Raw genomic sequence first — 15,851 nt, 5'->3', positions numbered from 1 at the left:
CGCGCAAGGCTGAGACAGCGCCCAGCGGTGCAAAGTTTTTAGCATAAAGCACCAGACCATAAGCAATCATGGAGACAAGACCGCCCGTCAGGCCCAGCGCCCATGTTCTCCTGGAAAGACTTGGCAAAACAGACCACCGCCGCACACCAATGAAGGCTGCGATAAAGACCTGCAAAAACGCACCCCACGCCCAGTAACTCAGCGTGTTGCCAGAAAGCCGGACACCAACACCGTCAACCAGCGAGTAAGCGGAGATACAAACACCTGTGGCAACCGCAAACCCAAGCGCCGCGCCGCCAACACCTTGCCGCAAGGCAGACCAACTGGACATCTGAATACCAAACCCGATCAAGCCAATGCCAAACCACGCCCAAAACGGCAGCACTTCGCCCACAAACAGCATGGCCCATAAGGAAACCAGAGCCGGGACAATACCGCGTGCGATGGGATAGACCACGCTCAGGTCCCCATGACGGTAGGCCTGCCCCAGCGTGTAATAGTAGACAAAGTGAATGCAGGTGGAGAGTGCCACATAGCCAAAACTCTCAGGTGCTGGCAAAGGCAGGATCATGATCATGACCCCTGCCGGGATCACATGCCCAAACGCCACAAGTCCGAGGGTGAGTGTGCGATCACCCGCTGTTTTAACAATCGCATTCCAGATCGCATGCAACAGTGCTGCTGCAAGGATTATCATTATGATGGATAGGCTCATCAATCAAAACCATTCGTAGTGTGGAAGCCTGCCCGGCAGCTTTAAAAAAGCTCCATCATCCAATCTGCGACTGACCTCGCAACACCAGAAAACCGGCTTCCATCTTGTTTTATCTATCTTTTAAAATGCTGTAATTTCGAAGGTTTTCGATTTCTGCATCTGGTGCCTGCGTGCAGCTTTAAGCAGATCACAGGCAGGTAGTCTTGTTTCAACTCAGCTTTTTCGGGAGGCTATGAAGCTTTGAATGCCCCAGTCCGCAAAGGCAGTCACAAACGGTTCGTCAAGCGGGCTGTCGGTCACCACATAATCCACCTGTCGTGGGTCCGGTCCTACATACGGCGCTGTCTCACTCAGCTTGCCATGATCAAACGCAACCAGCACCCGATCCGCTTTTTCTGCAATGGCAGCACTCAGTTGGGATTCAACACTGCTTTGATAGAGAAACCCCTTGCTGGCAGAGACCGCATCAAGGCTGAAGATGGCCATATCAAGCGCGAACCGCTGTACCTGACAATAAGTGTCGTGACCAAAGGTTCCCCGGTCATTGACCTGCATTTCACCACCAAGCAAATGCACGCGGTTGCCGTTCACATTCACCAGCGTCTGCGCAACACCAATGGAGTTTGTGACCACCGTCAGGTTCCTACGCAATCTCAGGTCTTCCGCCACATATGCCGTGGTGGAGCCAACATCCAGATAGACGGTCATGCCATCTTCAACCACATCACACACAACAGCGGCGATCAGCCGTTTCTCATTGGTGCGCTGTGAAATACGGCGAAAGAAGCTTGGGTCGTTTTGCGAGCTCGCCAGATACGCCCCGCCGCGTACCCGCTCAAGGTCTGAAGTCATCGACAAAGACTTCACCGTCCGGCGCACAGTTTCTTCAGAAACATCCAGTGCCTTTGCCAGATCAGCATTGCGTGCCGATCCGCCAAGTCGTTTCAAAACTTCCAGCAGTTCCAGTTCGCGGTGGCTATGAGACATCTGCCCCTCACGTTTGTGCGGATAATCACGTTCTGTGACTGCCTTACTCCACAACTACAGTCAAATTCCAACACATATGTCGATTTATGTTGGAATTTGTGTGCAGCTGTGGATTATTTGCTGGCAAACGACCACAGTTACATCTCTCTTTCATATTGCCGGAGTAACGGTCTGTCGGACTGCGCCACACCTGTGGCTTTGGGGGATCAGGAACATGCAAAACAAACGCAATGTGCTTTTTATCATCATCGACCAGCTGCGCGCGGATTGCGTGTTCGGTGAACTTGGCAAACACGTAAATCTGCCAAACCTGCGCGCGTTCATGGAAGACAGCGTCACCTTTACGCGTCACTTCTCCGTCACCAATCCATGCGGCCCGTCCAGAGCGTCACTGTTGACAGGGCAATACGCCATGAACCATCGTTCCGTGCGCAATGGCACACCGCTGAGGCACGACACGCCCAACATCGCAACGCAAATGCGCAAGGCGGGCTATCTGCCCATGTTGTTTGGATACACGGACACCTCACAGGATCCACGTGCCTTCCATCCGAACGATCCAGCAGTCAGAACCTACGAATACCCGATGAACGGCTTCCATGAGATAACGGAGATGCGCATGGATATGTCCTATCCATGGCAGTCTCACCTCATGAACCAGGGGTATAAATTTGAGAAGTACTGGGACGTCTACAAGCCCATCTCACCCAAAGGCAAAGCCCCACGCCTCAACGATCCTGCGCTCTATGCAGCTGAAGACAGCGACACGGCATTTTTGACAGATGCCTTCCTCAAGACAATGCCAGCCTACAGCCAGCAAAGCTGGTTCGCGCATCTTACCTACATTCGTCCGCATCCTCCGCTCGTCGCCCCTGCCCCGTATAACGACATGTACGATCCGCAAAACCTGCCGCTCCCAGAGCGACTGGAAAGCGCAGAAGACGAGCAGGCCCAACATCCGTTCTTCACCCCGGTCATGCAAAACAACAGCGCAGCCAGCTTTGTTGAGGGCTTCCCGGATCTGGAACCAACAGACGAGAACATCCGTACCCTGCGCGCAATCTATCTCGGGCTAGCCACAGAAGTGGATCACCATGTAGGCCGTGTTGTGCAGTTCCTCAAAGACACAGGACAGTACGACGATACCATGGTGATAATCACAGCTGACCATGGCGAAATGCTGGGCGACCATCACAGCTGGGGGAAAATAACCGTTTATGATGCGGCCTACCACACCCCTCTCATCATCCGCATGCCAGACGGAGAGCACGGAACGCAGGTCTCAAAGATCACCGAGTCCATCGATATCATGCCAACCATTCTGGAATGGGTCGGGCAGGATGTTCCAGGCTCCGTGGATGGCAAGTCCCTGCTCCCGTTCCTCCAAGGTGAAACACCTGAGAACTGGCGCACGGTCTCCATGTCAGAGCTGGACTTCGCTGACCCGTTACAGCCAACACTCTGGCAGCAACAGCTTGGAACCAAACTGGACAACTCCTGCCTGAGCATCTTGCGCGATGAGCGTTTCACACTTGTGGAGTTTGCAGCAGATCTGCCCCCCATGCTGTTTGATGCTAAGGGCAAAGGTGAAATGGAAAATCTGGCGCAAAAGCCAGAGCATGCTCTAACACTGGCACGTATGACCCGCGAACTCCTCCGCCATCGTATGAAGAACATGGACAAGACCCTGTCCAACTGGATGATCACCACAGACGGCCCGAAACACTGACCCAGGAACGGGGCGTCACACCATGCCCCGTTTTTCACCACAAACAGACAGCAGCTGATCAGCGCTGTTTAATCTCCTCAATCATCGCCTTCCCAATCTCAGCAATCACCGCATTGCGCTGCTTAAAACTCGCATCACTGCCTGACATATAAGCTGCTGCAAGATATGGCTTCCCCGTTTCCGGCCAAAGCACCGCAATGATACCGCGTGAACCATTGTAACCAGCACCGCTCTTGTCTGCTATGCGCCAGTCCTTCGGCAGATGCTTTCGGATCAACTCATCCGCAACCTTGTCATCCACCATCCATTGCTGCAGCTGTGCGCGGGAAGATGGAAGCAACACATCCTCAAACAGCAACCTGTCCAATGTCTTGAGCACAGCAGAAGGCGAAGTAGTATCACGGGGATCTCCGCGCCTGGCTTCGTTCATAGCTGGCTCATTCCGGTCCAGACGCGTCACCCGATCACCAAGCCCACGTAAGAATCTGGTCAGCCCTTCCGGCCCATCAACGCGTTTCAAAAGCAAGTTTGCAGCACTGTTATCGCTCATGGTGACCGTCGCTTCACACAGCTGGCCAACACTCATTCCAGAAGCCACATGGTTCTCCGTGACAGGAGAATAAGGGACAAGCTCGGTTGCCTTGTAAGTGACAAGATCACCAAGGCTCTCTTCACCGCGATCAACACGGCTTAAAACGGCTCCGCAGAGCAATGCCTTAAACGTGCTGGCCATAGGAAACCGCTCATCCGCCCGATGCTCAACGGCCCAGTCAGAACCGGTATGGCGCAGCACCACACCAATGCGCCCTCCAACCTCAGTCTCTAACTGACTGACTGTGTCCATCAGTGGCCCAGCCTCACTGACCAAAGGCAAGCTCAACGTGAAGGCCAACGCACATGCAAACCGTCTCATAGGAACGCAGTTTTCCTCTAAAAAACGCAACATTCTCCAACTCCTTTCATGGTGAGCAGCGGCCCCATCAATAAATAAATTTCTCAGGCAAAACACAACCAGTTCAGTGCTGCATATGCAAAACTAAAATGAGTAAGGTCGACAAAATTGAGGATACAAATCTTGAAATACTCTATGAGACTGAAATAGACGACAAAGAATTGCGGCGAGATATAGTGGAAATAGTGACTTTTCTCGACTTGGTGCCCATTAGTAGGATCTTAAAGACACCTTCCGAAGGAAAAGCGACCAAACCTAAATCTTCAACTCATGTAATAAACTCCAATTCAAATACGATCAGAAGGAGTAACTATAGCACAACGAGAGATTTTCATTTTAAAGAGTTAAGTCAACGAGCCAAAGTTGTAACTGCTCCATCTCACACAAAAAATACCACTAAAGATAAAAAAACAAAATAATCAAAATTTAAACAATACAACAATCTATAAATATAATATTACTCATTAAATTTAACAAAACTACACCTAAATCTAAAATCACCTGAATAAAAAATATTACCACATTATTTACTAATCACAATTGAGCACTTGTGAACACTACAATTATACGCTGGATTGTGAGCACTTCAGAATTCTACACATTTCGAAAATATAGTTAATCACTAGTTCCAGCCTAAAGATAATCATGAAACATTGTGTCGTTACTACATTTCACGAAGCTGGGTATCAGCAATATGGAAAACGGTGTATCGAAAGCTTCCTAATGAAGTGGCCAGACACAGTCTCAATGCTAGTTTATCCTGAAAAGACTTCCGTTAGCTTCTCAGAGCCAAGATTACAGTTGATAGATCCTTTGGTAGCTCTACCAAAGCTACAGCAATTTAAATCTTCTTATTACGATAACCCTTTTGCCAACGGCACCAATCCAATTGTTCCAGAGCAAACGAATAACTTTCGTTGGGATGCTTATCGCTTTTCGAACAAAGTCTTTGCAGTGACAGATGCAATTCGTCGCTGCCATGGCACCTTCGACCAACTTATTTGGCTGGATGCTGACACTGTTACGCACACTGTAATACCAGAAGAGTTTCTTGATAAAATGGCACCCAACGCGAGGCAACTCGCCGCCTACCTCAATCGACGCGGATATCCAGAATGTGGTTGGGTAGGGTACAATCTAAATCATCCTGAGATCTTGAATTTTGCCAACAGATTTGAGCAGATTTATCTCTCTGGTGAATTCCTTACATTCAAAGAAAATCACGACAGCTACATTTTTTGGGAAATCGTTCAGGAAATGGAGCAAGCTAAGAAAGCAATTTTTAAGGAGCTCGGAAGTAGATGGCAAACAGGACATATTTTTATAAAAAGCGCGTTAGGTAAATATGTTGATCACCTCAAAGGGGGCCGAAAAATTGAGGGACGCAGTAAAGAGCGGGATACTCTATCCTTTACACGTAAACTTCCTCGTTTTCTGAAACAAAGTTTTTCTAAATAAAATTTTCAAAAGAAGTGACGTAGCTTAAATGCTCACGACACATCCAGGAGCTATCTGTGACTCATTCTATTCAACGCCTTGGTTTCGATAAGTCAGACCATAGCTTTTGGCAGATATTGATTGTTTGTAGCGGGAAGGAATTTCTCGCAACTGGTAAACAGTTTTTACTCAGTTGCGAGGCATGCTCTCCAGGCCTTCGTGTTGTGATTGGAATTTCAGATGGTGATGAAGAAGCTACTGAGCTTTTACAACAGGTAAGCCAACAACTCTTTGCCACAACAATTTACAAATTTGAATTTACTTCAGATTATGTTTCTACCACCAATACAGCAGCCCTCTATGAGGCTGCAAGCTGGCTGGCTGGTCGATCAAACCACTCCCTATTGATTTTAAGAGTCGATTTTACTGTTGTTGAAGATCTGACATTATTGCCTGTTGTCCTACAAAACTGCGATTTGGCGGTGCATACCATCCGCCTTAAAGAAGACGGACATCGTATTGCCTACCCTCAACCTCTTTGGTTAAAACACTCTCCTAAAACTTACCGCCTTCTGGAGTTCATGAAAAATCACATTGCTCCAGCCAACATACAGACAGACGTTTCTGAAGTGGGCCTTATCAAGAAAGCTATCCTTAAAGAAAACAACAAAATTAAGACTGGGTGTATTCCTGAATATTATCGCGATAAGTCATTACGCAGAAACTCATATATTTTGCGCCGTCCAATTGATCATGTCAAAGGTGAACTAAAGCAACTTACCGGTCTGAAAAGTAAGATCGAGTACACCAAGAGCAAACCAAAGAACCTGGTGCTATTTCCACTACAGGATATCGGCACTAAGCAGCCATTAGACGATAATAGTTTTTCAATTCGTGTTTCCCGATTATCTCGTCCGGGTCGGATTGGATGGCGCGCAATGGCACGCCTTATTTCTTTGTCGACACAACCTGAAAATTCTGCCAGAATCTTACCTGTAGCTCAATGGGAGATAACTCAGGAGCTAGTGGACCGACTCCATTTTGTCGATCGGCTTTACATTCCCCACAAAACGCACAATCAACTTCCAGTTGATAATGCTACTTTCTATATGCAGGAGTATCTACCAGAGATATTTACTTGTTCTTCTACTGGTTGGGGCCCTTCCGCAGATTGGGCAAGTTCAGATGATTTTTTAGACTTCTCTATTGAACCACGACTAGAGAAATTTAAAGCTGAACTAAAAGCTGAAAAAAAAACCAAAGCTCCGCAAAAGAACCAAAAACATCAATCAATACCAGATTTTGATATTCTTGCTGTCCTTCAGATTCCTGATGATGAAGCTCTGACTCTACACGCCAGTTGTACATTAGAAAACTTCATTGAAGATATGGCAAAACTTGCTGAGAGTCAGGGCCTTAAAGTATTATTTCGAAAGCACCCTCTGGATCTTAGCGATTTTTACGACACAGCAAGGAAAAAATGGCGAAGCAAGCATCTGCTCTTTTCTAATGTCGGACATATTCACGACGTACTGGCAAAATCCAAATGTGTAGCTGTCATTAATAGTGGTGTCGGTCTAGAAGCAATGTTATTGGGGAAACCTGTTATTGCTTTCGGTAGAGCTATCTACGATCAAGCAGTCACAACAGTATCCAGTAAAGTCCTCATTCCGTCCTATCAACGTGCTATCTCTGAAGATGATGTCTCACGTATCAAGCGATACGATCATTTCCTTTCATGGTTCCTCTACCATACAAGCTTTAAACTTGATGAAACTCATCTTTATAATACACTTGCGGGCATCGAAGCTACTCGAGTAGTTGAGAACCCAGTCTACAACTACTATCAAGATGAGAAAAAACTAGCGGCATCGCGAGCAAAAAAAGTTGAGTTCAAGAAGTCCATGCTTTTGGGATTGTCTTTTGCTGATGTTGTTGGAAGAACTAATAAGCCTTTAAAAAAAGCAAAGAAAGTCATCCAAAAAAACTATTACCATGAAGCCGTTAACCGCTCGAAAGGTTTGTTTATGCCGCACTTCCAAGCGGACATGTTGACAGGAAAACGTGTGTGCCTTGTCGGAAATGCTGGAAAGTTACTCGAGAGCAATGCAGCTGAATTTATCGATAGTCACGATATTGTTATAAGAATGAACCTTGGGTGTCCCTACATCGTTAAGAAAGGTATGACTATTGATTCCACATGCAAAAAGTACATTTACGGAATATTTACTGATGCCCGTTCTAGTCAATCAGAAGATTACACCGTCTTAGATCCTAAAACACCAAATCATATTTTAGAGGAATATACCGCGATCTCAGCGATTGGCACAAAATCAGACATCTGGTCATGTTCAACAGCAGATCGTTCAAGACAACTATTCTTTGCGCCAATTTTTAATACTCACAATGTCGCACCTCACCCAAGTTTACATCACCTGTCATCAAAATTTATTCTAGACCACAAAGTAGAACGATTACCGAGTTTCTATACAAAGAAATTGCAGAAAAAGCTCTCAGCAGAGCCTACTTCCGGAATCATTTGGCTTGAGTTCCTCCGTCAGACACAGCTTGAGGAGTTATCCTTGGTGGGTTTTGACTTTAACAAATCCAAACACATCATCCGTGAGGGACTGAGCCTCCTAGAAGCTACTGGAAGATACCGCCATAACCCTCAAAGGGAACAAAATTACGTGAAGAATTGCGTTCTACCAGCACACAGCAATATACACCTTTATTAATTTTTATACTGAATGTGCAAGCACAGTTCTTAGTGCATCTCGATGCAACGCTCTTATGATAACTTTAAAATCAAATGAAAGCTTATAATATGTCATTGAAAGAGACCTTAACTACAGAGCGATCAGAAATAGACAGTAAGCAACAAGAGATAGCGCAACTAAGTAAACGGCTACTTCAACTAGAAAAAAGAATGTCTGCGGTTGAAGGAAAGAAAGCACGACCACTTGAAAAGCCTGAGATGTCAAAGGCCGCGCAGGAGATGGTTGAAACTCTCTTTTCTCGGCTAAGTCCCATGGATGTTGCCGGGCATGAGTTAGCTCGAGTTGGACGCACCTTTGATGGAGGCTATGTCATGGTGCCTCCACGATCAGAAGAGAAAATTGCGTATTCCTTGGGTATCAACCGTGATGTCTCTTGGGATTTAGAGATGGCGCATAAGGGCCTTAAAATTTATCAATATGACCATACAATTACTGGGCTACCTTGCCAGCATAAGCAGTTTAATTATTTTAAGAAAGGTATAACTGCTTCATTTCAGACCAACAAGCACATGACCTGCTTACGAGATGAGATAAAGAAAAATGGGCATCAGAATGCAAATGACATTTTGCTGAAAATAGACATAGAGGGTGACGAGTGGGAGGTTTTTGCAGATCTAGAGACAAACGAATTACAGAAGTTCTCGCAGATACTGGTTGAGTTTCACGATTTACATAAAGTATATAAGCTATTTTGGTTTAGAACTGCTTTGGAAGCATTGAATAAAATTTTTCAGACACATCAAGCTGTTCATGTTCACGGGAATAACAACACAGCATTGCGCATTGTTGGCGGTTATGCAATTCCACCGGTTCTGGAAGTCACATTTCTACGCCGCAACTCATATCAATTCTCACCATGCACGCGAATTTTTCCGAATAAGTTGGATCAACCAAACAATCCAAGTTTTGCAGAGCACCAATTGGGTAGTTTCCAGTTTCCACACACAGACTAAGCTTGGGCTGTTTCTCATTCTAATGAAAATCCCGGCTCGGGAAGAGCCTCTTTGCTTGTTCTCGTGGGTGGCGAGCTCGTGTGGCGCTGTTTGGGATGAGAGGTCGACGTGGGGCGTCATCGGCTGCTGGTAATGTTTGGCCGATAACTTCGTCCAGCGGATGCCCCAGCAAGGATAAACGGTCTGAATAGTCACTGATTTCCTGCGCGATGAGATGCACGACAATCCCCTCTCGTTGCAGGTAACCTGTAACGTAGAGCAAGCGACCAGAAATGACTTCTCCTCGGAATTTTTGATAAACCTTCGGCCAAACCACTACATTACAAACCCCAGTTTCGTCTTCAAGCGTCACAAAAATAACTCCAGACGCCGTTCCGGGACGCTGACGTGTAACAACAACACCGCAAACACTTGTTCGATCCAGAGAAGCTTTCTGCAAGGCAGCATGTGTTGTAAGTCCGGGTATTTCCGGACGTAGCAGTTCCATCGGATGCGCTCGCAATGACAATCGTGTTGAAAGATAGTCTTCCACCACCTCTTCCCCCAAATGCATAACAGGCAAGTTCACATCTGGTTCAAAGATCGCCTCTCCATCAAAGGGGTCATTAAACAGAGGTAACGGCGTGGTACCTTTAATGGCCTTCACTTGCCAAAGAGCATCACGACGATTGAGCCCCATGCTAACAAAAGCATCTGCCTCTGCCAGCTTCTCAAGTGCTGCCGGGATCACATGAGCACGCTGCCAAATGCTTTGTGGATCTGGATAGCCATTGCCACGAGCGGCTACCAGCCAAAGAGCATCTTCTTCATTAAAACCCTTGATCTGACGAAAACCAAGTTGAATGGCCAGTTGCCCGTCACTACGCCGCTCCAATGTATTATCCCACTGGCTACGGTTGGCACAAATAGGCCTCACCTCCACATCATGCTCTCGAGCATCTCTTATAATCTGAGCTGGAGCATAGAATCCCATAGGTTGAGAATTAAGGAGCGCACAGGCAAAAGCAGCTGGATAATGGCATTTAAGCCAGGCAGAAACATAAGCAAGCATACCAAAAGCAGCAGCATGGCTCTCAGGAAAGCCGTAATTACCAAACCCTTCAATCTGAGAAAAACATCGCTCTGCAAACTCTAACTCATAGCCACGCTCCAACATGCCATTAACAAAACGGGTCTTGAAAGAACTGATGGTCCCCATACGCCTGAAAGTCGCAAGTGAGCGCCGCAAGCGATCTGCTTCTTCTGCAGAAAATCCTGCTGCAACTTCCGCAATCCGCATAGCTTGTTCCTGAAAGAGAGGCACGCCAAGTGTTTTCCCCAAAACGCCTTCTAATTCTGTTGAAGGAAACGAGACTTTTTCCAGACCTTGTCGTCGCTTAATATAAGGGTGCACCATACCACCTTGGATCGGGCCAGGACGCACAATGGCAACCTCAATCACCAGATCATAAAAGGTGCGTGGCTTCATACGCGGCAAAAAATTCATCTGAGCACGACTTTCAACCTGAAAAACACCCAGTGCATCTGCAACACAAAGCATATCGTAGGTTGGCTTATCTTCCTGTGGCACACTGTCAATTGTGAGTTGGCGCCCTTCTTTTTCTTCAATCAAAGCGAAGCACTTGCGGATGCAAGTGAGCATACCAAGGCTCAACACATCGACTTTCAAGATGCATAATGCATCAATATCATCCTTATCCCATTCAATGACTGTGCGGTCTTCCATAGATGCATTCTCGATAGGGCATAACTCATCGAGCCGACCTTGGGTAATCACAAAGCCACCTACATGCTGAGACAAATGACGAGGAAAACCAATAATCTCTTTTATGAGGCGAATGGTAAGAGCAAGGCGATGATCTGACCCAGACAGGCCGAGTTCTTTTAGTCGTTCTTCGGGTACACCTTGATCAGAAGATCCCCACATCTGCCCTGCTAAGTTAGCAAGCAGATCCTGCGACAAGCCCATAACCTTCCCAACCTCGCGGATGGCAGCACGAGATCGGAAATGAATGACGGTCGCGCACAAACCTGCGCGATGGCGACCATACTTCTGGTAGATGTGCTGAATAACTTCTTCACGGCGCTCATGCTCAAAATCTACATCAATGTCTGGCGGCTCTCCGCGATGCTCCGAGATAAAACGTTCAAACACCATAGAAATGGTTTCTGGAGCCACATCAGTAACACCAAGCGCATAGCAGATAATGGAATTGGCGGCAGACCCTCGACCTTGACATAAAATGCCTTGAGAGCGGGCAAAGGTGACAATGTCGTGCACCGTCAGAAAATAAGCAGCAAACTTAAGCTTAGAGACAAGAGCCAACTCTTTTTCAACAAGAGAACGAACACGCTCAGTCTCTCCCTTGGGATATCTGCGTTTAATGCCTTCAAGGGTAAGCCGCTCCAACCGCTGTTGAGCCGTTTCGCTCTCACTTCCTTCCTGTGGGTATTCATAGGACAGTTGGGATAAGCAAAAAGAGCAGCGATTAGCAATCTCCTGCGTTCTTTTGACCGCAGCTGGGTACGCACGAAACAGCTGAGCCATCTCCAATGGTGTCTTGAGGCGGCGTTCACTATTAGGCAGAGCACGGCGACCAATCTTGTCTATGGTCACCCCCTCACGAATACAGGTCAGAACATCAGCCAGTTGCCGGCGACGTCCATGATGCATAAGCACATCACCAACAGCTACCATTGGTGTTGCAAGACGCAGAGCCAATTTCGCGCAAGCATCAAAGTAAGCTTGATCATTCCCATCATACTGTGGCACAGCCCCTAAAAAGACATGAGAAGGATAAGTATGCGCCGCCTGTTGAATATGCTCTCGAACTTGAAGCCTATCGATCGCCTCTTGAGGCAAAGCGATCAACATTAGACCACAAGCCCCTTCCAGAAGATCTTTTAAGAATAACTGGCATTCACCTTTTTCAGTGCGCCTTTTTCCTTTGGTAAGAAGCCGGGACAAGCGAGCATAAGCAGAGTGGTCTTGCGGTAAAGCAATCCAATCAACAGGGCTGTCCTCCAAAACCAGGCGACACCCCACCAGCAAACGCGGCAGAGACATAATAGGTTCTCGTAGGTCGTCAGCACCTTCCTGAATTTCTTGTCTACTATTTGCATCAGTACGATGGCAGGAACGGACAGTCAGGGCCTCGTCTCTTTTGCGAGCAAGTTCCTTAAGCGCTGAATAAGCACGTACAACTCCAGCCAGAGAATTTCGATCTGTTATAGCAATCGCCGAAAGCCCCAGGCTGGCAGCTCGAACCACCAGTTCCTCAGGATGGGAGGCTCCGGTAAGAAACGTGAAGTTGGAGGTAACACACAATTCAGCGTAGCTCATGCAAACTCTCCTTGCACGAACCACGCTGGATTTAGTGGCGTGAAAAACATCCAGAGGCGTCGGCCTTGTTCAGTTTCCACACGCCAATAGTCTCTTACACCGGATCGCCAATTGGGATCGTCCAGCCACCACTCTGGGCAAATACGTTCTGGTCCTGTTGCGGCGGCAACCGAAAAGCGCATGCGCCGCCAGCTGAATACATTAGGCGGCTTCTTTTCATGACCTTCAACAAGCTCTGGAGAAAACAGTTGTAAAGGACGCAAATTCTGTTCTTTCCACTGCCCCTCAGGTTCACAATAGGCTGCAGGCGATACAATGAAACTACGCTCAGGAATATGGCTATCTGCTGGCTGAAAACGCTTAATCTTTTCCAGACCAATGCGACTCCCGAGCCGCGTAATCAGATCACTCAGCACATCATTTTTCTTTGACTGAGCATTGCCGGTTTCCAGTTGCTTTAATGGCAAAGCCTCAACAGCCAAAGCTTCCAACCGTATCTGATCGATACCAAATCCTGCATCTAACTCTCGCACACTTCTCTCAAACAGCGGCAGAATGCTCGTCCCCTCACGCATGGGCCGAGCAAGTCGCAATTCTACCTGCACGCTGGCCTGATCAACACGCTGACAGGTCATAAGCAACACCCGGGTGCCCATCTCTTGGCTTTTTAGCTTATCACAGATGCGTTGCAGCAATCGCTCAAGAGCAGCTATCACATCATCATAAAGACCGATAGGATCAGGAAAATTTAGCCGGGCAGCATAAGAGGTATCTGGCGCCATAGCATTGATTTGTTCTGGCTGATCACCAAACGCTTGGTCGATACGGCGCATCAATGGCAAACCAAAGCGTCGACCTAGCGTGGCCCGCGGTGTTACCAGAAGGTCACCGATAGTACGCAGACCAAGGCGCTGCAGTGTCGCACAGGTTGCCTCATCCAGCCTTAATGCAGCAGCAGGTAAAGGGCCTAAAGCTGCCTTGAGTTGTCCATTAGGGACAACGCCTCTACCGAAATGAGAAACAGCCCAAGCCCCCCCAATTGTGTCAGCCAACCCAGAGCGAACATTGAGTTGATAACTCTGGAGCCGATCATGAATATCCGCGAGAAGTTCAGCTTCACTGCTGAAGAAATGAGTTGAGCCAGTGACATCAAGCAACAAGCCATCGTTTCCATCGAAACCGACCCATGGGCAATACCGATCAGCCCATCGCGCCAACAGCTTTAAGAACCTGTCATCAGCATACCGGTCTGCTGAGCGTGTCAGCAAATCAGGGCATAACGCCTTAGCATCTGAAAGCCCCATACCTGAAGCCAGCCCCAATTGCATCGCTCTGCTGTTTAAACAGTATAATCGCTCTGTACTTTTTTCATGAGAGGTTACAGCAAAAGGCGCGGATGTGGGATGTGAGCGTAAAATACGATCACTGGCCATCCTCGGAAACCACAATGACACGATGCGCCTTGGCATCCCAATACACCTTCCAACCACTCAATGTTCCTATTTTGTTCTTAATGAGCTGCCAGTGTTGAAGAGTCAAGTTCTTATCGGATATATGGTTTCCCTTGAATATAGGAGAGCAGTGCCAACGAGTTTGTGTTGCATTACTCCCAGCTCCTTCAGGTATAATGAGAATCCCGGTAGAGCCACCTTGCTCAGCTGCCAACTGCAAACGCCTGCCTGCAGTCAGATCGAGCTTTTGAGTGGCCACAGAAATTACTAGATCCACAGCGCCAGAACGCAAGCCATCTTCTGTACATGCGAGTAAATCATTGTGGTTCTCAACCTCAACCAAAACGAGATTCTTGGGAGACATAAAAGCTGCTAAACCTGCTGGATTGAGTTGCTCAATTTGCCAACCAGTCTGAAGCCACAACACTCTCACATCAGCTTGCCCGCAGGCCATCGCTGCAAATGCTGTCGCTCCGGCTCCACATACTTCATGAACCCGGCTGACTTGAAGCGGAAAAAAACTCTTAAACTCTGCCATCACGACCCGATTATCTCTCAACAAAGAGAACATATCAAGAACATTATTTTCATAAATTCCCTTACTCATTCGCACATACATGAACGAACAATATGAGGCAAAACTCTCATCTCACAAACTGTTGGCTACCAGAAATTTCGCAGGCATAACACACACGCAAGCACGTCCTCTGGCATATTCTATTAGGAATAGGACAGGCTATGCAGCACTCTGCGGGGTATTTTATCGCCTTATAGAGAGAAGAGCTGAAACGAAAGCCCTGTAACGTATGGGATGATTGCCGCGTAGGGCGATGACAAAAGATCTACATGGGCGCAATCAGCAGAGATCACATACTACAAAACCATCCCCTCCACAGTATCACTCCAAACGTTAACCGCGACCGGAACTTGCTTAAAGCCCAACGAGCCCGAAGCAAACTCATCAGCAGAGCATCCATGTCGTCATTGACCCTACCTATTACGCAAAAGGAAGATTACGAGTACATACCCCACAGCAGAATGATGTTTGCAAAGACAACGGGTATAACTTTGAGCAACCAGGAACGTGAGTGTCTGGGGTTTGAAGGGGAGCAATCTGGGTAAGGCAGCGTACATGGTACCGGCTCCAGTCCTTACAGGTGAGGCGGCCCTGCACACCAGTTATTCCCGTTGTATCCCCGGTCTGTTTCAGAGAGTATTTCTGAGAGGACTTAAAGGCGGGGGAATATCTTTCAGCACACCCTTGAGCCTTTCACTAAGTCCGAAGGCATCACCCTCACCACTTATGCCCGAATACAAGAAACACCCATCAAACCACGAGAACCATGGCATACCCGTGTTTTCGACTTAGCAGCGCAATATAAACGCAAGTATCTCAAAGCAACGTACCTAAAGCGTTTCGATCAAAGTTTGAATCTATGAGATTCCCCAAAACTTCGATTTGTGATTCACTCTGTTCGGGAGGATCACAGCATGCCAGCACCAC

Annotated in this window: 10 protein-coding genes; 4 read left to right on the top strand and 6 right to left on the bottom strand. The window is 47.5% G+C overall.

Going from position 1 to position 15,851, the window contains the following annotated elements; translation table 11 throughout:
• Together PPL9_RS16215 and PPL9_RS16210 are read right to left on the bottom strand one after the other, a co-directional pair.
• On the bottom strand, nt 1-697 hold a 697-nt coding region (locus tag PPL9_RS16215; RefSeq protein WP_082596913.1), incomplete at its 3' end, for a hypothetical protein.
• A gap of 231 nt (nt 698-928) precedes the next feature.
• The gene (locus tag PPL9_RS16210; RefSeq protein ID WP_057463681.1) at nt 929-1,702 is read right to left on the bottom strand and encodes a DeoR/GlpR family DNA-binding transcription regulator; all 774 of its coding nucleotides are present in this window, start codon (nt 1,700-1,702) and stop codon (nt 929-931) included.
• A 214-nt stretch (nt 1,703-1,916) separates the two neighbouring features.
• Between PPL9_RS16210 and PPL9_RS16205 the strand changes: the two genes are divergently transcribed.
• Nucleotides 1,917-3,431 carry an alkaline phosphatase family protein gene (locus tag PPL9_RS16205; RefSeq protein WP_057463680.1) on the top strand — a complete coding sequence of 505 codons (1,515 nt, stop codon included), beginning with the start codon at nt 1,917-1,919 and terminating at the stop codon, nt 3,429-3,431.
• Between the two features lie 58 nt (nt 3,432-3,489).
• Here PPL9_RS16205 and blaPSV read toward each other — a convergent pair whose 3' ends face one another.
• Entirely contained in the window at nt 3,490-4,377 is an 888-nt protein-coding gene (gene blaPSV / locus PPL9_RS16200; RefSeq protein ID WP_152986718.1) for a PSV family class A beta-lactamase, read from the bottom strand.
• Nucleotides 4,378-5,106: 729 nt separating this feature from the next.
• Between blaPSV and PPL9_RS16190 the strand changes: the two genes are divergently transcribed.
• The 3 genes from PPL9_RS16190 (at nt 5,107) to PPL9_RS16180 (ending at nt 9,553) form a co-directional block, all read left to right on the top strand.
• Complete coding sequence (locus tag PPL9_RS16190; RefSeq protein WP_200962328.1) at nt 5,107-5,841, top strand: hypothetical protein; 735 nt, start codon at nt 5,107-5,109, stop codon at nt 5,839-5,841.
• 56 nt (nt 5,842-5,897) lie between these two features.
• Nucleotides 5,898-8,558, top strand: a complete 2,661-nt coding sequence (locus PPL9_RS16185; protein ID WP_057463677.1) for a glycosyltransferase family 29 protein — start codon at nt 5,898-5,900, stop codon at nt 8,556-8,558.
• A gap of 74 nt (nt 8,559-8,632) precedes the next feature.
• Nucleotides 8,633-9,553 (top strand): FkbM family methyltransferase, encoded by a 921-nt coding sequence (locus PPL9_RS16180; RefSeq protein WP_082596911.1) that lies wholly within the window; start codon nt 8,633-8,635, stop codon nt 9,551-9,553.
• Between the two features lie 19 nt (nt 9,554-9,572).
• Here PPL9_RS16180 and PPL9_RS16175 read toward each other — a convergent pair whose 3' ends face one another.
• The 3 genes from PPL9_RS16175 to PPL9_RS16165 are packed head-to-tail and all read right to left on the bottom strand — an operon-like array spanning nt 9,573 to nt 14,954.
• Nucleotides 9,573-12,896 (bottom strand): error-prone DNA polymerase, encoded by a 3,324-nt coding sequence (locus tag PPL9_RS16175; RefSeq protein ID WP_082596910.1) that lies wholly within the window; start codon nt 12,894-12,896, stop codon nt 9,573-9,575.
• Complete coding sequence (locus PPL9_RS16170; protein ID WP_244273405.1) at nt 12,893-14,329, bottom strand: DNA polymerase Y family protein; 1,437 nt, start codon at nt 14,327-14,329, stop codon at nt 12,893-12,895. The genes PPL9_RS16175 and PPL9_RS16170 overlap by 4 nt, the downstream gene beginning before the upstream one ends.
• Nucleotides 14,319-14,954 carry a hypothetical protein gene (locus PPL9_RS16165; RefSeq protein ID WP_208989417.1) on the bottom strand — a complete coding sequence of 212 codons (636 nt, stop codon included), beginning with the start codon at nt 14,952-14,954 and terminating at the stop codon, nt 14,319-14,321. Before PPL9_RS16165 ends, PPL9_RS16170 begins: the two co-directional genes overlap by 11 nt.
• Between the last annotated feature and the right edge of the window lie 897 nt (nt 14,955-15,851).

Source organism: Pseudovibrio sp. POLY-S9 (genome assembly GCF_001431305.1).
GTDB lineage: Bacteria > Pseudomonadota > Alphaproteobacteria > Rhizobiales > Stappiaceae > Pseudovibrio.
This window is presented reverse-complemented; position numbering and strand designations above follow the sequence as displayed.

Excerpts from the sequence above, each read along its gene's own strand:
- PPL9_RS16210 (WP_057463681.1), bottom strand. The coding sequence starts at position 1,702 with ATGTCTCATAGCCACCGCGAACTGGAACTGCTGGAAGTTTTGAAACGA.
- PPL9_RS16205 (WP_057463680.1), top strand. The coding sequence starts at position 1,917 with ATGCAAAACAAACGCAATGTGCTTTTTATCATCATCGACCAGCTGCGC.
- blaPSV (WP_152986718.1), bottom strand. The coding sequence starts at position 4,377 with ATGTTGCGTTTTTTAGAGGAAAACTGCGTTCCTATGAGACGGTTTGCA.
- PPL9_RS16190 (WP_200962328.1), top strand. The coding sequence starts at position 5,107 with ATGAAGTGGCCAGACACAGTCTCAATGCTAGTTTATCCTGAAAAGACT.
- PPL9_RS16180 (WP_082596911.1), top strand. The coding sequence starts at position 8,633 with ATGAAAGCTTATAATATGTCATTGAAAGAGACCTTAACTACAGAGCGA.
- PPL9_RS16175 (WP_082596910.1), bottom strand. The coding sequence starts at position 12,896 with ATGAGCTACGCTGAATTGTGTGTTACCTCCAACTTCACGTTTCTTACC.
- PPL9_RS16170 (WP_244273405.1), bottom strand. The coding sequence starts at position 14,329 with ATGGCCAGTGATCGTATTTTACGCTCACATCCCACATCCGCGCCTTTT.
- PPL9_RS16165 (WP_208989417.1), bottom strand. The coding sequence starts at position 14,954 with ATGAGTAAGGGAATTTATGAAAATAATGTTCTTGATATGTTCTCTTTG.